The organism is Duganella sp. CF517, assembly GCF_900110275.1.
In the GTDB taxonomy this organism is placed as follows: Bacteria; Pseudomonadota; Gammaproteobacteria; order Burkholderiales; family Burkholderiaceae_D; genus Rugamonas.
Genome location: NZ_FODC01000005.1, coordinates 413,199 through 432,987, shown reverse-complemented (window position 1 = coordinate 432,987; position 19,789 = coordinate 413,199). Strand labels below are relative to the sequence as shown.

The window sequence follows — 19,789 nt, the reverse complement described above, 5'->3', positions numbered from 1 at the left end:
GCCGCGAACCGCCCCGCGGGCCGCATGGCGCGGCCTTTGGGCGCGCCGGCCCGGGCGGCGGGCGGCGCGTTAAATTGTGATAATTTGTAACTTCAGGGCAATGCCGCCGGCCCCGTCTTGTACCAGCCGGCCGCGATCACGCAGGCGAGCAGCTGGCCGGCGCTGGCGGCCCAGTCGAGATGGGGCATGGCCGCCGAGCCCGGCGCCCGGCCGGCCGCGCGCAGCGCCAGCCACGCGCGCAGCGCGGCGGCCAGCTGGGCGCCGTCGGCCGCCTCGAAGTACCAGGCGTGCGCGCCGCCGACCTCGCGGAACACCGGCAGGTCGCGCGCGATCACCGGCAGGCCGTGCTGCGCGGCCTCGATCAGCGGCAGGCCGAAGCCCTCGGCGCGCGAGGCGGCCAGCAACGCGTCGCCGGCGCCGTACAGGCGCAGCAACAATTCGTCGCTGGCCTGTTCCAGCCAGAACAGCCGCCGGTCCAGCTCGGGGTGGCCGCGCAGGCGCGCGTCGAGGCCGTCGACGCGCCAGCCCGGCTTGCCGACGATGACGAGGTTGACGTCGTCGCCGCCGCGCCACAGCTGTTCGAACGCCTCGAGCGCCTGCGCGTGCATCTTGCGCGGCTCGAGCGTGCCGACCATCAGCAGCGTCGGCCGGCCGGCCAGGCGCGCCAGCAGCGCCTCGTCGGCGCGGGCCACGCCGCCGCTGGGCGCGGTGGCGGCGATGTCGGCGCCCAGGTGGGCCACGCCCACCCGCGGCGGGACGGCGCGCGTGGGCGGGCGCTGCGCCAGCCAGTCGAGCAGGTCGTCGGCGGTGGCGCGCGAGTTGCACACCAGGCCGTCGGCCAGCGCGGCGATGGTGTCGAACCAGCGCGCGAACGCGGCCACGACGCCGTCGACGAACCATTCCGGATGGCGCAGCGGCAGCAGGTCGTGCACGAAGAAATGCAGCCGCACGCCGTGCAGGCGCAGGCTCTCGAGCACGGCGCGGTTGCGCGCCACCGCCTCGAGCGCCAGGTCGAGGCCGAGGAAGATGTCGCCGGCGGCCACCCGCAGCGGCCGTTCCGCGCCGGCCGCCGCCGGCCGGTGGCGGCCGGCGCCGCCAGCGTCGTCGCCGTCGATCTCGGCGTAGGCGTAGTAGCCGCCGGCGTCGTACACCGGGCGCACCACGTAGCCGGCCGGCGGCGCCGCCAGCAGCGCGGCCAGCAGGCCGCGCGTGACGCGCTGCACGCCGGAGCGGGCGTCGTGCAGCACCAGCTCGGACAGGTCGAGCAGCAGCTGCGGCGCGGCGCGGGGCGCTTCAGGCGTCATACAGCTCGTCCTCGTGCGCGACCGGCGTGGCGCCGCGCCGGCGCGCCAGCGCGGCGGCGCCGTCGTCGTCGTCGCCATCGCCGTCGAGCCTGAGCAAGGCGTCGCCGGCGCCGATCTCGGCCACGGCGTCGGCCATCGCCAGGTCGTCGCGCCCGATCAGCGCCAGCGTGTGGCGGCGCGCGTAGCGGTAGGCGTCGCCGTCGCGGCGCACCGGTTCGACGCGGTAGCCCGGCGGCGCCTCGGCCAGCAGGCGCAGCAGCCTGGCGCGCGCGGCCGGCGCCTCCGCGTCCGCGCCGATGTCGACCAGCAACTGCGGCAGCCCGCGCGCCGCGGCGTTGGCCGCGACGCTGGCGGCCACCTGCAGCCGGTCCTCGCGGGTCGGCGCCACGCCCGTGTCGAGCGCGCCGAGCGCCTCGAGCAGCGCGCGGTACTGCGCCTGCGCGCCGCGGCGCGACGCCTGTTCGATGGCGGCGTGGAAGGCGGCGCCGACGGCGGCCGGGTGGTGCACGCGGCCGACGAAGTCGACGCCGCGCGCGACCAGCTCGCGCGCCAGCGCCGGATCGTCGCGCAGGCGCAGGATCGCCGCGCTCAATTCGGCGTCGGTGAACGCGTCGGGCAGCTTGATGACCACGTCGTCGGGGATTTCGGCCGCCGAGCCGTGGGCGTTGATGATGGTCGGCAGGCGCGAAGCCAGGCTGTCGAGGATGGTGAGCGAGGTCTCGCCGCGCGAGCGGCTGCGCAGCTGCACGCCGCAATCGGCCGCCGCCAGGTAGGTGTGGAACAGTTCCGGCGACACGAAGCCGGTGATGGCGACGTTGGCGTGGCCGGCGATGCGGCTTTGCAGCGCCTGGCCGAACGGGCCGATATGGTTTTCGCCGACGAACACCAGGCGGCACTTGGCGTCGCCCGCCAGCGCCGAGTTGAGCCACGCCTCGACGATCTTGTCGTTGCACTTGGTGACCGAGACCAGGCCGAACGAGCACACCAGGAAGTCGTCGTCGGCCAGGCCGAGCGCGGCGCGCGCGCTGGCGCGGTCGGCGCCGTCGGCGACGGCGCGCAGCAGCGGGATGGCGTGCCAGTCGTCGGCCTGGCCGGCGCCATACCAGCGCTCGGCCAGCTGGCGCGAGTAGCGCGAATGGACGATCACGCCGGTGGCGTCGTCGAGCACCTGTTTGTTGCACGGGTAGCGGTAGTACGACGCTTCGCGGCCCTCGGCCTGCTCGTGCATCAGCGCGCCGTAGCCGTGCGAGCGGTACAGCGCGCGCACGTAGGCGTCGCCGCTGTGCGCCAGCGACGACAGGTAGTGCATCGCGCCGCTGAGGTAGAAGTCGTGCAGCACCACCACGCCGGGGTGGCGCGCCAGCAGCGCGAACATGTGCGCGTGGAAGCCGGAGTTGCCGAAGTGGTAGAGCACGCGGTCGTAGCGCCCGGCGTTGGCGTCGAACCAGTCGGCGCTGCGCACGGTGAAGTTGGCCTGGACCCAGCGCGCCTGGACGTCGGCCTGGTTGACCACCACCTCGATGTCGTAATAGCGCGCCAGCTCCGGCAGCAGCGCGGCGCTGTGGTCGGCCACGCCGGTGCGCTCGGGCGGCAGCGGCGAGACGTAGGCCAGCCGCGGGCGGCGCCCGCCGGCCGCCGCCACCAGGGTGCGGGCGGCGTCGGCGCGGCGCGCGTGCAGCTGCTCGAAGCCGGCCAGCGCGGCCTTGGCGCTGGCGTCCCACGAGAACAGCCTGGCCTGGCGCAGCCCGTGCGCGCGCAGCGACTCGGCCATGCCGGCGTCGGCCAGCACCTGCTGCATCTTGGCGCTGATGTCGGCCACCTTGTTGGGATCGAACAGCGCGTCGGCGCGGCCGATGACCTCGGGGATGCTGCTGTTGTTCGAGCCGATCACCGGCACCCCGCACGACATCGCCTCGAGCGCCGGCAGGCCGAAGCCCTCCTGCAGCGACGGGAACACGAACAGCGCCGTCAGGTTGTAGAGCGAGACCAGGTCGTCGTCGGAGACGTAGCCGGTCAGCACCACGTCGCCGTCGTCGAGGCCGAAGCGCGCCGCCAGCGCCAGCAGGCGCGCCTTGTCCTCCGGGCGGATGCTGCACACGACGGCGAGCTGGTACTGGCGGCGCAGCGGCGCCGGCAGCAGCGCGTAGGCCTCGATCAGGCCGTCGATGTTCTTGCGGTAGTCGATGCCGCCGGTGTACATCAGGAACGGGCGCGCCAGGCCGAAGCGCTGGCGCAGCGCCAGCTCGGCCTCGGCCGCCAGCGGCCGCGGCACGAAGATGGTGTCGACCGCCGACGAGATGTTGACCACCTGCTCGGCCGGCAGCTGCAGCGCGTCCATCGCCTCGCGCCGCGAGTGGCCGGAGATGGCCAGCAGCAGCTCGGCGTTCTTGAGGCTTTGCAGCTTGCGGTAGTACCAGTTGGCCACGTTGGGGTCGCCCAGGTAGGTTTCCTTGCGCATCAGCGGAATCAGGTCGTACAGCGTGACGGCGGTGTCGAACTGGCCGCGCCCGTGCAGCACCGACACGCAGGCGTCCTCGCCGAGCCCCTCGAACAGGCTCGAGACGTGGACCACGTCCGGCTTCAGGCCGGCCAGGTAGTGCTCGCGCACCTGCTCGGCGGCGCGCAGGCGCCAGCTGTTGAGCGGCTGGTGTTCCCAGATCGGCGTCGGCAGGTCGTAGCCGGTCAGATGGGACGGCGGCAGCGCGGCGAGCGCGGCGCGCAGCGGCGCGACGCTGTCGGGGAAGTGGTTGTTGTAGACCACCCGCAACTCGTGGCCGCCGGCCTGGCGCAGCATGCCCTGCAGCAGCGCCATGGAATAGCGGCCGATGCCGCGGTGGGTGCTGGAACCCTGGCACGCCTGGAGGTCGATTACGATACGCATAGAAATGGGGTCCGGTCAGGAATGGGGGGGGCGGGCGCGGCCGAGGTCGTCGAACACGCGGCGCGCCGAGTCGGGCAGGTCGTCGAGCTCGGCGTGGACGGCGGCCGGCGCGGCGCCGTGGCGGGCGTTGAGCTCCAGGCGCAGCTTGAGCCGGCGCATCAGCGGCACCATGAAGGGCAGGCGCGCGAGGTTGCGGCGCAGGAAGAACGACAGCCGCGGCCGCGCGTTCACGTAGCGCAGCGCGACGCCGGCGGCGCCCTTGGCGCGGCGCAGCAGCGCGCGCGCCACGCGCCCGGGCAGCGCGCGCGACCAGGCGGTGGCGCGCGCGCGCAGCAGATTGCCCGCGCGCAGCGGGCGCGTCAGGCGCCACGAGGCGCTGGCGTAGACGCCGGCCAAGGTGCCCTCGGCGTGATTGGCGCGGGCGAGCTGCAGCGGCAGCTCGGCCTCGGCCGCGCGCAGCCGTTCGCCGGTGTGCGACAGGCGCGCCAGCGCGTCGGCGGCGCGCTGGTCGGCCACCGCGGCGCGCTGGTCGGCCTCGCCGGCGCGCTGGTCGGCGGCGGCGGCGCGCTGTTCGGCCGCCTCGACCCGGTCGAATTTCTGGCGCCATTCGCGCACGTGGTCCTTGGCCCAGGCGCGCGCGGCCTCGGCGTCGGCCTCGGCCTGCTCGGCGCGCCGGCGCAGCGCCGTCAGCGGATGGCTGTAGTGGTGGTCCTCGCACAGCACAAAATCGTCGGCCGGGTGCGGCGGCAGCGCCAGCGCCGGCGCCAGCGCGCGGTGCTCGTCGGCCACGTAGAACTGGCTGTGGCCGTCGGCGTGGGCCAGCGCGTAGCGCGCCGCCGCCAGCGCCGCCAGCGGCGCCGTGCCGGCGGCGCGCAGCACGATGATCCACGGCCGCCAGCGTTCCAGGTCGAGCCCGTCGAGGGCGTCCGCCTCGCCCAGGCGCAGCACGTGCAGCGCGCCGTCGAGGTGGCGCGCGCACAGCGCGTCGAGCGTGTCGAGCGCGACGCTGTGCTGGACCACGTCGTGGCCGGCGGCGCGGTGGCGCCGCGCCAGCGCGGCGTCGAAGGTGGCGGCGCCGCCGTCCTCGCCGCCGAGCTCGAACCAAGTGCGCTCGCCGGGCGCGCCGGCGGCCGCCACGGCCAGGTTGACGTCGGCCGGGCGGGCGATGCGCAGCCGGCGCAGGCGCGCCGGCGACGGCTCGAGGTTGACGCCGCGCCAGCCGCGCTCGTAGAGCGCCTGGGTGGCGTTGCCGCGCAGCGGCTCGCCGGCGGCGGTGTCGACGTAGACGCCGCGCTCGAGGTGGCCCAGCGCGCGCACCAGCAGCACGTCCTCGAAGTTGTGGGCGTAGGAGGTCAGGCTCATGGCGCGCTTTCGTGGACGATGTCGATCTGCGGGTCGAGCCAGGCGCAACCCTCGAAATAGCTGTGCTGCAGGTTCATCACCTCGAACACCAGCGCCAGGTCGCGCCACTCGTAGTTCTGGCCCAGGTGGTTGTCGTCGCTGTGCAGCGCGGTGGCCACCGAATAGCTGCCCGGCCCCAGGTCGAGGCGGAAGCGCCAGTTGGCGCGCAGGCGCTGGCCGGCCTTGAGCGCGCGCAGCGGCGCCAGCTTGTGGAACGTGTTGGTGCCGAAGATGTTCTGGCCGAGCCGGTCCTTGATGCGGAAGCCCAGCGTGAGCTCGGCGATGTCGGCGTGCACCGCCACCTCGACGCTGAGCGTGACGGCCGTGCCGGTGCCGTGCACCTCGGCCGGCGTGCCGTCGTCCTTGAGCAGGGCGATGTGGCGCACGGTGGCCTCGCCGGTGCCCGAGATGGTCTGCACCTTGCCGTTGTCGAGCGTCTCCTGGCGCACGCCGTCGGCGGCGCCCTCGCGCTCGGCGAGCATGGCGTTGTACAGGTCCATGATCTCCTCGGGCGTGCCCTCCTTGCTCACGCGGCCCTTGTCGAGCAGGATGGCGCGGTCGCACACCGACTGGATCGCGCCCTTGTCGTGCGAGACGATCAGCAAGGTGGTGCCCTCGGCGCGGAAGGCGCGGATGCGCTCGAAGCTTTTGTGCTGGAAGTAGGCGTCGCCCACCGACAGCGCCTCGTCGACGATGAGCACGTCGGGGCGGCGCGCCGTGGCCACGCTGAAGGCCAGGCGCATCTGCATGCCGCTCGAGTACACGCGCACCGGCTGGTCGATGTATTCGCCGATCTCGGCGAACGCCTCGATGGCCGGCATCAGCGCGGTCAGCTCGGCCACGCTCATGCCCAGCAACTGGCCGGCCATGTAGGCGTTCTGGCGGCCGGTGAAGTCCGGATGGAAGCCCATGCCCAGCTCGAGCATGGCGGCCACGCGCCCGCCGATGGCCACGCGGCCGACGGTGGGCGCGGCGGTGCCGGTGATGAGCTTGAGCAGGGTGCTCTTGCCGGCGCCGTTGATGCCGATGATGCCCAGCGCCTGGCCCGGGCGCACGCTGAAGCTGACGTCCTTGAGCACCCAGATGGTGTCGTGGCGCGGCCGCTTCGACGGCGAGAGCCATTCGAGCAGGCGCGCGCGGTGGTTGGGGTAGCGCCGGTAGGCCTTGCCCAGGCTGGTCACTTCGATGCTGCCGTGCGATATCGAGCCGTTCACAGTTCGTCCACCATTTCAGCCGCGCGCTTGCGGAACAGTTGCATGCCCAGCAGGCACAGGATGACGGTCAGCGCCGCCGCCGGCAGCAGGCTGGCCCAGTCGGGCGCCTGGTGCGCCACCAGCACGCGCTGGTGGGCCATGATGATCGGCGCCATCGGGTTCCAGGCCAGCCAGCCGCGCACGTGCTCGGGCAGGGCGGCGACCGGGTACACCACCGGCGTGAACCAGAACCAGAACTGCAGCGCGATGCTGAAGAACTGGCCGACGTCGCGGAAGAACACGTTGAGCACGGCCAGCACCATGCCCAGGCCGATGGCCAGCAGGATCTGCAGCAGCAGCACCGGCAGCATGGCGGCGAACACCGGGCCGGGGAAGTTGCCTGAAATAATCAGAAACGCCGTGAACAAGGTGAAGATGATGCCGAAGTTGAGCAGCGCGTTGGCCACCACGATGATCGGCAGGCACAGGCGCGGGAAGTTGATTTTCTTGATCAGGCCGGCGTTGTCGATGAACACCGTCTGCGCCTTGCTGGTGATCTCGGCGAACAGATTCCACGTCAGCACGCCGGCGCACAGGTAGATGCTGTAGCCGAAGGCCGAGGCGTTGCCGGGCAGGCGGTTGTGCATGACCTGCGAAAAGATCACCGTGTAGACCAGGATCATCGCCAGCGGGTTGAGCACGGTCCAGGCGGCGCCGAGGATGGAGTTGCGGTACTTGGACTGGAACTCGCGCTGCACGCTGCCGAGGATGAAGCCGCGGTAGGCGGCGAGGTTGCGCAGGCGCCCCATGACGATCATGGTCGGGCTCGCTGCGCGGCGGGGGCGGGGGTGTGTGGGGTCATGGTCTGGGGCGCGCGCGGCGCCGTCCGGGAACGTTAAAAAAGCGCGCAATTATACATCACGCCGGTGCGGGCGGCGGCGCGCGCCTCAGGAGCCCTCGATCAGCTTTTGCAGCGCCTTCGGATCGACGATGATGAGCCGGTGCAGGTCCTTCTGGACGATGCCCTGCTGCGCCAGCGCCGTGAGCGCCCGCGTGACGGTCTCGCGGCTGGTGTTGATCATGTTGGCGATGTCCTGGTGGGTCGGCAGGTTCTCGACGACGTCGGGCTGGCCGGGCGCGCCCTGCGGCGTCTTCATTTGCACCAGGTAGCTGTAGATGCGGCGCTTGGTGTCGTTGATGCTCAGCAAGGACCGGAACTCCGAGTCGCGCTGGATCTTGGCCGCCAGGTGGCGCAGCATCTGGTTGGCCACCGACGGATAGTGCGAAAACATGTGCAGCGCCGCCGGCGCCGGCAGGAACGCCACCAGCACCGACGACATCGCCAGCACCGAGGCGGTGCGGCGCGAGCCGTTGATGACGGCGATCTCGCCGAAGAAGTCGCCCGGCGCGAGCATGCGCAGGCCGATCGCGCGGCCGTCCTCGGTCACGTCGATCACCTGCAGCTGGCCCGACAGCAGGAACAGCAGGCCGTCGCCTTCGCCGCCCTTTTGCAGCACGACGTCGCGCTTGGCGTGCTGGCGGAAGCGCAGCTCGCCCTTGATCGACGCCATTTCCGCCTCGGTCAGGCCGGCCAGCAGCGGGATCTTGCGCAGGTGGACCTGAATGTTGACGGCGGGAATGGCGGCCGGGGCGGCGGGGGCGGCCGGGGCGGCCGCCGGCTTGTCTGGGGAGGATGTCATGGCGCTATTTTACAAGAGCGGGGCCGGGCCGGTCACGGCGCGTTCCACAGCCAGCTCAGCTGCAGTTGCCTGCTGCGGTACTGGAAGATCGAGATGTTCTCGCGGTTGTCGATCTGGCGCCACTCGAGCTGGACGCTGTGGGCGGCGCCGAGCGGGTAGATCAGCGCCGCGCGCAGCGCGCCGGTGCGCTGGCGCCGCAGCGTCTCGATGTAGCGCGCCGAATAGATCGCCTCGCCCTGCCAGTGCAGGTAGCTCAGGTCCAGCTCGCCCTGCAGCGGGCCGAGCAGCGCGCGCCGGCCGTACAGCCGGGCGCTCCAGCCGTGGCGGTCGCCGCCGGGGCGCGCGCCGTTGCCGCGGTCGTCGAGCAGGCCGGCGCTCGCCTGCAGGCGCACGGTGTCCTTGCGGTAGTCGAGCAGCGTGCGCAGCTCGAACGTGGTGGCGCCGAAGTTGCTCAGCGTCTTGTAGTTCAGGCGCGTGACGGCCGCGCTCACCTGCAGCTTGAACGGCGCGGGCAGCGCCAGCGGCGGCGTGGCCCGCAGTTGCAGCTGGCCCTGCTGCTGGTACAGGCGGCCGTTGAGCGTGACCACGCCGGCCATGGCGCTGGCGCGCCACTCCCAGGCGCCGGCGCGCCACGGATGCTCGGCGCCGGCGAACAGCGACGTCGTGTTGTACTGGGATAACTGGTCGTAGCGGCGCGCGCCGGCCTGGAACCAGCCGATGTCGCCGTCGCGGTTCAGTTCGCGGAAGTAGTCGAGCGTGACGGTGCTGAACTGGTCGGGGCGGGGGCGGAACTCGGCCAGCAGCTCGGCCGGCGCGCCGTCGATGATGAAGTTGCCGTTGGTGGCGCCCTGGTTGGCGTTGCTGTCGCTGCCGCGCGCCAGCCCCAGCGTCCACTGGCGGTTGGCCTGCCAGCCCAGGCAGCCGAGCTTGCGCTGGTTGGCGATGATGTTGCGGATGCCGGCCGGGGGCGCGAAGCGCGATTCGATGTCGGTGAACAGCGCCTCGGCGCGCGCGGCGTTGCCCAGCGCGCAATGGATCAGCGCCAGGTCCAGCCATTCGCCGGCGTGGCGCGGCCCCAGGTTGTGCATGCGCTCGAGGATCGCCGCCGCGTCGTCCTGGCGGCCCTCGGACAGCGCCCGCATGGCGTCCATGTAGAGGTCGGGCGCCGCGCTGATCGCCGCCGGCGCGCCCGCGTCGTCGGCCGGCGCGGCCGCGCCGGCGCCGCCGGCCAGCACGCCCAGCAGCGCCGCCAGCCACGGCGCGGCGCGGCGCGGACGCCGGCGGCTCAAGCCCGGCCCCCGGCGCCGCCGTGCTCGGCCGGCGCCAGCGTATAGAGCGCGGTGAACGCTTGCTTGCCGCGCAACGTGGTCTGACCGATCGGCAGCAACGTGTGGCGCCGCGCCAGCGCGGCCGTGCCGGGGCCGATCACGATGTCGTGCGGCAGCTCGCGCGCCAGCGTCTCGAGCCGCGAGGCGACGTTGACGCTGTCGCCGACGGCCGTGTAGATGCTGCGCGCGCTCGAGCCGAAGTCGCCGGCCATGGCGACCCCGCTCTCGATGCCGATGCGCACCCGCAGCGGCGCCTGGCCGCGCGCCGCGCGCGCGGCGTTGAAGCCGGCCATGGCGGCGGCGATGCCGCGCGCGGCCGCCAGCGCCTGGTCGGCGTGGTCGGCCACCGGCAGCGGCGCGCCCCAGAACGCGACCAGGCCGTCGCCGGTGTATTTGTCGAGCGTGCCGTGCTGCTCGAGCACCGGGCGCGTCAGGCAATCGAGGAAATCGCGCGTCAGCTGCGCCGCCTGTTCGACCGGCAGCGCGGCGACGTGGCCGGTGTAGCCCTGCATGTCGGCGATCAGCGTGGTCACCTCGCAGCGCGTCGGCGCCAGCGGATCGGCCAGGTTGCTGCGCAGCAGCTCGTCGACCACGGCGTCGGCCACGTACTGGCGCAGCGTGCCGAGCAGGCGGCGCGACTGGCGCTGCGTCATTTGCCAGGCGAACGGCACGCCGGCGGCCAGCAGGAAGAAATTGGCCAGCAACGGGCCTGCGCTGTTGACGCCGCCGTCGTGGGGCAGCAGCAGCGCGGCCAGCGCCAGCCAGGCCAGGCTGGCCGCGCCCAGCAGGCCGATGTTGGCCAGCGCCGAGCGGCGCGCCAGCGTGTAGGCCGACAGCAGCGCCACGGCGGCCGTGAACAGCAGCGCGATGGCGGCGCCCGGCAGCGGCGCGGGGGCGGCGCCGGCGCGGGCGTCGAGCAGGGCGCTGAGGGCGGCCGCGTGCACCAGCAGGCCGCTGGTCGAGGCGCTCAGCGGGGTGGCGACGCGGTCGGACAGGCCCAGCGACGACGAGCCGACCAGCACCAGCTTGCCGGCCAGCAGCTCCGGCGCGACCTCGCGCGCCAGGATGGCGCTGGCCGGGATCACCGTATAGGCGTCCCACGCGCGGCGGTAGGGGATGCGCAGCAGGCCGTCGCCGGCGCCGCCGATGGCGCCGCGCGGTCCGCCGGCCGGCATCGCCGGCGCGGCGTCGCCGGCCTGCAGCAGCGCCAGCGACAAGGTCGGGTAGCGGCGCTGTTCGTACCAGGTTTGCATCGGCAGGCGCCGCAGCATGCCGTCGGCGTCGGGAATGAAGCCGATGTTGCCGGTGCGCGTGGCCGGCGCCAGGCCGGCATGGTTGGCCACCACGCCGCTGGCGACGACGGCGCCGCCGGGCGCGCCGGCCACGCCGGCGGTCGGCTGGCCGACCCGCAGCGGCAGCGCGCCGTGGAAGTCGAAGGCCTGCGCCAGCACCAGCGGACCGTGGCGCGCCAGCATGGCCAGCCGGGCGTCGCCGGCGCCGTCGGCCGGCTCCGGGAACACCAGGTCGAGCGCGACGGCGCGCGCGCCGTAGTCGGCCAGCAACAGTTCGGCCAGGTCGGCGATGCGCGCGCGCGGCCACGGCCACGGGCCCAGCGCCGCCAGGCTCGCCTCGTCGATGTCGATCAGCGCCAGCCGGGTGTCGGGCGCGGCGTCGGCGCGCAGGCGCAGCAGGCGGTCGCGCAGCCACTCGTCGCCGGGCGCGCCCGCGCCCCACTGTCCCCATGCGCCGAGCGCGACGGCCGCGGCGGCGATCAACAGGATCGGCGTGCGGGTGGTGCGGGTTCTCGGTGGGGGCGAACGGAGCGGGGACGAAAGTGTCATGAGTCGGTCGGGTTGGCGCGGCCGCGCCCTGTGTGGATCGCTGCAAGTATAACGCCGATGCGGTAACGCGGGTTAACAGTATTGCTTTGAAGCTATGTCGAACCACGGGGGACGCTAGATGGTGAGCAAAAGTAACAAATGTGGAGTTGCGGCGGCCGCCGCCGTATAGTGGTCGCGCCGGGGCACCGCGCCGCGCGCGCCGCGCCGGGTCGGGGTCGCTGCGGGGATGCCCTTGAGTAATGATGTGACGGTCGTCACCGACAACACGGGCGCGTCGGCCGATGATACAAAAAAGGAGTCCCTATCATGTTGGTTCATAATTGTTTGTCCATTCCGGTCCGGCGCCTGGCGCACTGCGCGCTGGCGGCGGTGCTGGCCGTCGGCGCCGGCGCGGCCGCCGCCGGCGAGGCCGGCCGCATCGTGTTCGTCAGCGGCGAGGCCCGTGCCGGCGCCAAGGCCGCCACGCTGGGCGAGGCGGTGCGCGAGGGCGACGAACTGTCGACCGGCAAGGACGGCTATATCTATCTGAAGACCGTCGACGACGGCCTGCTGATCCTGCGTCCGGCCAGCCGCGCGCGCATCGACGCCTACCATATCGACGGCAACAATCCGGCCAACACCCGCGTCAAGCTCGAGCTGCTGTCGGGCGTGGCGCGCAGCGTCTCGGGCAAAGGCGTCAAGGCCGCGCGCCAGAATTTCCGTTTCAACACCCCGGTCGCCGCGATCGGCGTGCGCGGCACCGACTTCACCGTGTTTACCGACCAGCAGACGTCGAATGTGACGGTGTTGGACGGGGCGATCGTCGTCAGCGGGTTCGGCGGCACCTGTTCGCCGGGCGGCGCCGGGCCGTGCGAGCACGCCGCCAGCCGCGAGCTGGCCGCCGGGCAGATGGGGCAGATGCTGCAGGTGCGGCGCGGCCAGGCCGAGCCAAAACTGATGAGCGCCGGATCGGTCGCGCCGAACGTGGTGGCGCCGCCGCGCGCCGACGAGCCCGTCGCCAAGGGCGGCGGGGCGACGCCGGCCGCCAACGCCGCCGACGCCAGCCTCGATCCGCTCAAGGCCGACAGCCTGCTGCATCAGGTGGCGCGGGCCAACGTGGCGCCGTCCGAGCCGCAGTCGCCGCCGACCTTGCCGTCGGACCCGCTGCCGCCGGTGACGGTCGAGGTGACCGCCCCCAAGCCCGAGGTGCCGCCTTTGCCCGACAGTAAGATCGTCTGGGGCCGCTGGGCGGCCGTCGCCGGCAACGGCGTCAACGTCGACGCCGACGTGATGACGGCGGCCGGCGCCCAGCGCGTGGCCACCAATAAGTATTATTCGATCTACCGCACCAAGGGCGCCGACTGGCAGACGCCGGTGCAGGGCAGCGCGGGGTTCGCACTGCGCCAGGGCGAGGCGGCGGTGCTGCACGACGCCACCGGCGTCATCTCGGCGGCGACGATGGAGAACGGCAAGTTGCTGGTCGATTTTTCCACCGCCAGCTTCGCCACCTCGTTCGACTTGCTCACCGGCCAGGAGCGCTTCAACCTCAAGGCGGTCGGCTCGGTGGCGCGCAACGGCCAGCTGGGCGGGTCGGCGGTCAATTATGGCAACACTAACATGAGCGTCAACGGCACGCTGGGCAGCCAGAACGACGCCGCCTATCTGTTTTACTCGCGCCTCGACGCCGCCCGCAGCGTCAACGGCGTGACCTACTGGACCAAATAAACATCCCCTGGCCGGTCGTGTGTTTTTATCACGACCGGCTTTTCTCCCGCCCCTCCGATTCTCTCCAATTCTCACGCTATTAATATAATAGCGCCCGGTTTTAAATCGCATTTGTTTATGTGTTTATCTGCTAACGGCGGTGTTATAAACACATCGCCGCCATAGGGCGGCGAGCCCTGCTATTGATTTCCGGCCCGCCTTATCTCATAATCCGGCGCGCCTTTTGATTAAAAATAAAGCGCCGGCGATGTTATTTAGGCTGATTGAGTGGTTTTTATGGTTTCTTGTGATGTCCGTCACATAAATCACCGCTGCTCTTCTGCCATTATGGCTGCCGTAGTACTGCGGGCAACAAGGCACCGCAGATTCATTCTTATTAATGCATTTCCCAGGAGTTACTAAATGGCTACTTCCGCTGCAGATATCCAAAAACTGTACATCGCTTACTTCAACCGTCCAGCCGACACCGCTGGTCTGGCTTTCTGGCAAGCACGCGCTGACGCTGCTGGCAGCGTCGAGGCTATCGCTAGCCAATTCGCTACCGCCAAGGAATACACCGATCTGTACGATGGCGTCAGCAACTTCGAAATCGTCAACGCGCTGTACATCAACCTGTTCGGCCGCGCCGCTGAAGAAGCCGGCCTGAAATACTGGGCAGGCAAACTGTCGTCGGGCGAACTGACCATCGGCACCGTTGCTTACACCATCGCCAACAGCGCCCAGAACGCCGACTTGGTCGCCGTGACCAACAAGACCACCGCCGCCGACCAGTTCACCTCGACCCTGACCCCTGATGAAATCATCGGTTACTCGGGCACCTCGCCGAACGCCGTCGCCAAAGCATGGCTGGCTGGCATCACCACCAACGCCTCGCTGACCACCGCGCTGAACAACCTGGACACCGTCCAGTCGAACGCCGCCGCCGCCCGTGGCGAAGCATTCGCGCTGACCGTTGGTACTACCGACGCGTTCGTCGGCAAAAACTTCAACGACACCATCACCGGCACCGCCGCCAACCTGACCAGTGGCGAGACCATCGACGGCGGCTTCGGCGTCGACACCCTGAACCTGTCGGCTGTTGGTGCCGGCACCTTCGCGGGTACGGTCAAAAACGTTGAGAAGATCAGCCTGACCGGCGCCAGTGCAGCCACTATCGATTCGGCGTTCTTCGCCGGTTCGACCGAAATCTCCGTTGACGGCAAAGACACCGCTGTGACCAACGTCAACAAGCAGACCGTCACCTTCACCGATGGCACCGGCGCACTGGCCAACACCGTGAGCTACGTCGCTGCAGCCACCTCGGGCGCCGTCAAACTGGTCGACGCCACCGGCGCGATCACCCTGACCGGTGCGGCGCTGACCTCGGCAACCCTGACCGGCACCTCGTCGGGCGGCACCGTCACCCTGACCGACACCAACGCCAAGATCGCTACGCTGACCGTCGGCCTGGCCGGCGACGCGACCATCCTGGACGTGTCGAGCCTGACCGCCGTGACCAGCGTCAACGCTTCGGGCTCGCGTGGCGACCTGACCATCGACACCACCGCGCTGACCAAACTGGCGACCCTGTCGACCGGCAGCGGCGTTGACACCGTCACCATCGACAAAACCTTCGCGGCCGCCAACACCGGCACCGCTCTGGCCGTGTCGACCGGCGCCGGCGACGACGTCGTCAACGTCAAGGTCTCCGGTATCGCAGCAGCTGTTGGCGTCACCCCGGCCGTCACCGGCTCGGTGACCGTCGACGGCGGCGCCGGCGACGACCGTTTCGTCGCTGCCGTTACCGCTGACCTGGTCGGCGCATCGCTGATCGGCGGCGAAGGCACCGACACCCTGGCCATCGGCTCGACCACCTTCACCGCGGCCCAGTACGCCGTGCTGACCGGCGCGGCCACCGGCATCGAAGTCGCCGAGTTCGGCGCTGCCGCGGTTGACGGTTCGTTCCTGACCGAGTTCGCCACCCTGTCGTTCACCGCTGACGGCGCCACCGTCACCAACGCGTCGGAACTGGTCACCACCACCGGCAACATCAGCGTGTCGGGCATCGGCTACACCGCCGCTTCGGGCGCCATCGCCGCCGTCTACGGTTCGGGCGCGGTCGATGTTTCGATCACCGCCACCGGCAAGACCGTCACCGTCAACGGCAACACCGCCGTGGTGCACGTCGCTTCGGACGCTGCCGACATCGCCACCACCATCAATGGCGACGTACAGACCCTGCTGACCGTCAATGTCAACAGCACCGTCGATCCAGCTGACGACGCAGTGAAGTTCGTCGCTGCCGCCACCGTGACCGTCGATGCGACCCACAACACCGCGCTGAAGGCAGTCACCCTGGTTGGCGACGGCTCCGTCACGCTGAACAACAGCGCCGGCGTGGCCCTGGCTACCGTCGATGCATCGAAACTGGGCGGCCTGGATCTGGACGGTAAAGTCGTTGGCGGCCTGACGTACACCGGCAACACCACCGTCGCAGAAACCATCACCCTGGGTTCGGGCCACGACATGGTCACCGTCGCGTCGACCTTCAAGGCGATGGACACCATCACCAACTTCGACGCTGTGCAAGAAAGCAAAACGGCTGGCGTGTCGGTTGTCGACACCCTGGTGTTCAACAATGTGGTCATCGACGGCAGCGCCGCCGCTCAAGTGTCGAAACTGACCCTGGCTTCGTCGGTCACCAACCTGAACGACGCTCTGCAAGCCGCCGCTACCGCGTCGGCCGCCCAGACCGTCGCCGGCAACAACGGCATCGTGTCGTTCCAGTTCGGTGGCAACACCTACGTCTTCAAAGACGTCATCGTTCCAGGCGAAGTCGCCGGTACCCTGGGCGACACCGACCTGGTCGTCAAGCTGACCGGTTCGGTCGACCTGAGCACCAAGTTCGACACCGCAGCGTAATCATGGCCAAGCTTGGCGCTGTGGCGGTCGGTTGAGGTCAAACCAGACTAATAACAGCGCCGTCGCGAACCGATGAAAGCCCGTCCCCGCAAGGGGGCGGGCTTTTTTTCATGCGCCCCGGCGCGCGCGCGCGCCCCTCTGGTGCCCGCGCGCGACACTTACAAATGCTAACCAGGGAAACGGTCGATGCCGCTGGTAATTGTAAAAACACTGTGTTAAGCTTCGGAAATTGTGACAGGGATCACATAATTGATGGTCGCGAGGCCACCGGGCCGCTCCGCCCCGGCGCGCGCTGCCCTTCCTTGCCACTGCCCGCCGGCGTGCCCGCCACACCGCTGTTTGTACTACCTATTGCCTCGTGCAAGCCCCATGAAAAATACATTTCTGAAAACAAAAAACGAAATCGAGCAAGTCCTTGCCGGTTTCAAAGGTACCTTCATCACCGTCGGGGTCTTCAGCGCCATCAGCAACCTGCTGATGCTGGCGCCGTCGCTGTACATGTTGCAGGTCTACGACCGCGTGCTGGCCAGCCGCAATGAAATCACCTTGCTGATGCTGACCGTGATGATCGTCGGCGCCTATCTGGTGATGAGCTCGCTGGAGCTGGTGCGCAGCTTCGTGCTGGTGCGCGTCGGCGCCCGCTTCGACATGGCGCTCAATAAGCGGGTCTACAGCGCCGCGTTCGAGCAAAACCTCAAGCAGGCCGGCGGCAACGCCGGCCAGGCCCTGCAAGACCTCACCAACCTGCGCCAGTTCCTGACCGGCAACGCCTTGTTCGCCTTCTTCGACGCGCCGTGGTTCCCGGTCTACCTGATCGTCATCTTTTTCTTCGAGCCCTCGCTCGGCTTCTTCGCGCTGGGCGGCACCGCCATCCTGGTGGTGCTGGCCTACGTCAACGAGCGCGTCTCGCACGAGCCGCTGCAGCAGGCCAGCATGATGGCCATCGCCGCCACCAACCTGGCCACCAACAACCTGCGCAACGCCGAGGTCATCGAATCGATGGGCATGCTGCCCAACCTGCAGCGCCGCTGGTTCAAGCTGCATGGCAAATTCCTGCAACTGCAGGCCAGCGCCAGCGAGAAGTCCGGCACCGTCAGCGCGGCCACCAAGTTCGTCCAGGTGTCGCTGCAGTCGCTGGTGCTCGGTTTCGGCGCGTTGCTGGTGCTCGAGAACAAAATGACCCCCGGCATGATGATCGCCGCGTCGATCCTGGTCGGGCGCGCGCTCTCGCCGGTGCAGCAGGTCATCGCCGTGTGGAAGAGCTGGGCCAGCACCCGCACCGCCTATGGCCGCCTGGCCAAGCTGCTGGCGGACAATCCGGAGCGCGGCGCCGGCATGGCGCTGCCCAAGCCGCTGGGCAACCTGATGGTCGAGGGCGTGTCGGCCACGCCACCGGGCGGCAAGACGCCGGTCTTGCGTGGCATCACCTTCGGCATCGCGCCCGGCGACGTGCTCGGCGTGATCGGGCCCAGCGGTTCGGGCAAGTCGACGCTGGCGCGCCTGCTGGTCGGCGTGTGGCCGGCGCTGATGGGCAAGGTGCGCCTCGACGGCGCCGACATCTTCCAATGGAACAAGGGCGAACTGGGCCCGCACCTCGGCTACCTGCCGCAGGACATCGAATTGTTCGGCGGCACCGTCAGCGACAACATCGCCCGTTTCGGCGAAGTCGATCCGGAGCAGGTGGTGCTGGCGGCCCAGCGCGCCGGCGTGCACGACATGGTGCTGCACCTGCCGCAGGGCTACGACACCCCGCTCGGCGACGGCGGCGCCGGCCTGTCCGGCGGCCAGCGCCAGCGCCTCGGCCTGGCGCGCGCGCTGTACGGCGACCCCGGCCTGGTGGTGCTCGACGAACCGAACTCGAACCTCGACGACGTCGGCGAGGCGGCGCTGCTGCAGGCCATCCACGGCATGCGCCAGCGCGGCAAGACGGTGGTGCTGATCACCCACCGCACCAGCATCATCGGCGCCACCAACAAGCTGCTGATGCTGCGCGACGGCATGACGGCCGCCTTCGGCCCCACCAACGACGTGCTGAAGGCGTTGCAGGAGGCCAACCAGAAACAATTGCAGGCGCAACAGGCGCAGGCCCAGGCCAAGGCGCAGGCGGAGCAGGGCGTGCTCGCCGCCGCCGCCGGAACTGCGGCCGCCGCCACCACCGAACAGGAATAAGCAGACATGGCGATTATCACCAAACAAGAACCGGCCAGCGAGGTCATCGCGCACGACGTCGAGCCGTTGACGGTCAACACCGACGCCCGCGCGGCCAGCCGCATCGGCTGGCTCATCGTGGTGCTGGGCATGGGCGGCTTCGTGCTGTGGGCCAGCCTGGCGCCGCTCGACAAGGGCGTCCCGCTGCAGGGCTATGTCGCCAAGGAGGGCAACCGCAAGGCGGTGCAGACGCAGGGCGGCGGCACCATCCAGGACATCCTGGTGCACGACGGCGACGTCGTCAAGGCCGGCCAGCTGCTGGTGCGCCTCAACAGCGTCCAGGCCAGCGCCCAGGTGGAAACCTCGCGCGCCCAGTACTTCGCCGCCCGTTCGAGCGAGGCGCGCCTGCTGGCCGAACGCGACGGGCTGGCCAAGGTCGCCTTCCCGCCGGCGCTGGAGGCCGACCGCAACGATCCGCGCGTGCAAACCAACTACGCGCTGCAGCAGCAGCTGTTCACGTCGCGCCGGGCGTCGCTGCAAAGCCAGCTGTCGGCGATGGACGAGAATATCGCCGGCCTGAACCAGCAACTCAAGGGGCTGCAGGAATCGCGCGACAGCAAGAAGACGCAGCTGGCCATCCTCAAGGAACAGCTCGACAACATGCGCAGCCTGGCCACCGACGGCTACATCGCCCGCAACCGCATGCTCGACCTCGACCGCACCTACGTCCAGATCAGCGGCGCGATGTCCGAGGACGTCGGCAATATCGGCCGCGCCCGCAGCCAGGTGCTGGAGCTGCAGATGAAGCGCAGCCAGGCGCTGTCGGACTACCAGAAGGAAGTGCGCACCCAGCTGGCCGACACCCAGCGCGAGGCGGAAGCGTTGATGAGCCGTATCTCGGGCCAGAACTTCGACGTCGCCAACACCGAGCTCAAGTCGCCGGTGGACGGCGTGGTGGTCGGCCAGAACGTGTTCACCAAGGGCGGCGTGGTCGGCGCCGGCGCCAAGCTGATGGAGATCGTGCCGAGCGACGACGCCATGGTGGTCGAGGGCCAGCTGGCCGTCAACCTGGTCGACAAGGTGCACGTCGGCCTGCCGGTGGAACTGATCTTCTCCGCCTTTAACACCAACCGCACGCCGCACATCCCGGGCACCATCATCCAGGTCTCGGCCGACCGCACCGTCGACGAAAAAACCGGCGCGGCCTTCTACAAGGTGCGGGCCAAGGTCGACAAGGACGGCGCGCAGCTGATCGCCGCCAAGAAACTGCAAATCCAGTCCGGCATGCCGGTCGAGATGTTCGTCAAGACCGGCGAACGCACCATGATGAGTTATCTGCTCAAGCCGGTGATCGACCGCTCCCACTCGTCGATGTCGGAGGATTGAGC

The 19,789-nt window shown here is 70.1% G+C and carries 12 protein-coding genes; 4 read left to right on the top strand and 8 right to left on the bottom strand.

All coding sequences use genetic code 11. The features are described from left to right. Positions 1-92 precede the first annotated feature (92 nt). The 8 genes from BMX85_RS21235 to BMX85_RS21200 all read right to left on the bottom strand — a co-directional run bounded on the left by BMX85_RS21235 (position 93) and on the right by BMX85_RS21200 (position 11,648). A complete protein-coding gene (locus tag BMX85_RS21235) occupies positions 93-1,304 on the bottom strand; it encodes a glycosyltransferase family 4 protein (protein ID WP_177196840.1) in 1,212 nt (403 codons plus the stop codon). After that, positions 1,294-4,185, bottom strand: a complete 2,892-nt coding sequence (locus BMX85_RS21230) for a glycosyltransferase (protein ID WP_090323360.1) — start codon at positions 4,183-4,185, stop codon at positions 1,294-1,296. The genes BMX85_RS21235 and BMX85_RS21230 overlap by 11 nt, the downstream gene beginning before the upstream one ends. A 15-nt stretch (positions 4,186-4,200) precedes the next feature. Continuing rightward, a complete protein-coding gene (locus BMX85_RS21225; protein ID WP_090323358.1) occupies positions 4,201-5,547 on the bottom strand; it encodes a class I SAM-dependent methyltransferase in 1,347 nt (448 codons plus the stop codon). Continuing rightward, positions 5,544-6,800, bottom strand: a complete 1,257-nt coding sequence (locus tag BMX85_RS21220) for an ABC transporter ATP-binding protein (protein WP_229210598.1) — start codon at positions 6,798-6,800, stop codon at positions 5,544-5,546. The genes BMX85_RS21225 and BMX85_RS21220 overlap by 4 nt, the downstream gene beginning before the upstream one ends. Further along, positions 6,797-7,597, bottom strand: a complete 801-nt coding sequence (locus BMX85_RS21215; RefSeq protein ID WP_090323355.1) for an ABC transporter permease — start codon at positions 7,595-7,597, stop codon at positions 6,797-6,799. The genes BMX85_RS21220 and BMX85_RS21215 overlap by 4 nt, the downstream gene beginning before the upstream one ends. 129 nt (positions 7,598-7,726) lie before the next feature. Beyond that, positions 7,727-8,479, bottom strand: a complete 753-nt coding sequence (locus tag BMX85_RS21210; protein WP_090323354.1) for a Crp/Fnr family transcriptional regulator — start codon at positions 8,477-8,479, stop codon at positions 7,727-7,729. 32 nt (positions 8,480-8,511) lie between these two features. Beyond that, the gene (locus tag BMX85_RS21205) at positions 8,512-9,768 is read right to left on the bottom strand and encodes a tetratricopeptide repeat protein (protein WP_090323352.1); all 1,257 of its coding nucleotides are present in this window, start codon (positions 9,766-9,768) and stop codon (positions 8,512-8,514) included. Further along, a complete protein-coding gene (locus BMX85_RS21200; RefSeq protein WP_090323350.1) occupies positions 9,765-11,648 on the bottom strand; it encodes a CHASE2 domain-containing protein in 1,884 nt (627 codons plus the stop codon). Before BMX85_RS21200 ends, BMX85_RS21205 begins: the two co-directional genes overlap by 4 nt. Positions 11,649-11,954: 306 nt before the next feature. On the opposite strand from BMX85_RS21200, the gene BMX85_RS21195 reads away from it, so the two are divergent. From BMX85_RS21195 to BMX85_RS21180, 4 genes are all read left to right on the top strand, one after another. Continuing rightward, positions 11,955-13,352, top strand: a complete 1,398-nt coding sequence (locus tag BMX85_RS21195) for a FecR family protein (protein WP_090323347.1) — start codon at positions 11,955-11,957, stop codon at positions 13,350-13,352. A 402-nt stretch (positions 13,353-13,754) separates the two neighbouring features. Next, a complete protein-coding gene (locus BMX85_RS21190; RefSeq protein WP_090323345.1) occupies positions 13,755-16,253 on the top strand; it encodes a DUF4214 domain-containing protein in 2,499 nt (832 codons plus the stop codon). 369 nt (positions 16,254-16,622) lie between these two features. Next, entirely contained in the window at positions 16,623-18,422 is a 1,800-nt protein-coding gene (locus BMX85_RS21185; RefSeq protein ID WP_090323343.1) for a type I secretion system permease/ATPase, read from the top strand. A 6-nt stretch (positions 18,423-18,428) separates the two neighbouring features. Continuing rightward, positions 18,429-19,787, top strand: a complete 1,359-nt coding sequence (locus BMX85_RS21180; protein ID WP_090323341.1) for an HlyD family type I secretion periplasmic adaptor subunit — start codon at positions 18,429-18,431, stop codon at positions 19,785-19,787. Positions 19,788-19,789 lie beyond the last annotated feature (2 nt).

Bases quoted from the DNA above. Each gene is read 5' to 3' on its own strand.
- BMX85_RS21210 (WP_090323354.1), bottom strand. From the start codon at position 8,479: ATGACATCCTCCCCAGACAAGCCGGCGGCCGCCCCGGCCGCCCCCGCC.
- BMX85_RS21215 (WP_090323355.1), bottom strand. From the start codon at position 7,597: ATGATCGTCATGGGGCGCCTGCGCAACCTCGCCGCCTACCGCGGCTTC.
- BMX85_RS21185 (WP_090323343.1), top strand. From the start codon at position 16,623: ATGAAAAATACATTTCTGAAAACAAAAAACGAAATCGAGCAAGTCCTT.
- BMX85_RS21180 (WP_090323341.1), top strand. From the start codon at position 18,429: ATGGCGATTATCACCAAACAAGAACCGGCCAGCGAGGTCATCGCGCAC.
- BMX85_RS21230 (WP_090323360.1), bottom strand. From the start codon at position 4,185: ATGCGTATCGTAATCGACCTCCAGGCGTGCCAGGGTTCCAGCACCCAC.
- BMX85_RS21235 (WP_177196840.1), bottom strand. From the start codon at position 1,304: ATGACGCCTGAAGCGCCCCGCGCCGCGCCGCAGCTGCTGCTCGACCTG.
- BMX85_RS21225 (WP_090323358.1), bottom strand. From the start codon at position 5,547: ATGAGCCTGACCTCCTACGCCCACAACTTCGAGGACGTGCTGCTGGTG.
- BMX85_RS21190 (WP_090323345.1), top strand. From the start codon at position 13,755: ATGGCTACTTCCGCTGCAGATATCCAAAAACTGTACATCGCTTACTTC.
- BMX85_RS21195 (WP_090323347.1), top strand. From the start codon at position 11,955: ATGTTGGTTCATAATTGTTTGTCCATTCCGGTCCGGCGCCTGGCGCAC.
- BMX85_RS21200 (WP_090323350.1), bottom strand. From the start codon at position 11,648: ATGACACTTTCGTCCCCGCTCCGTTCGCCCCCACCGAGAACCCGCACC.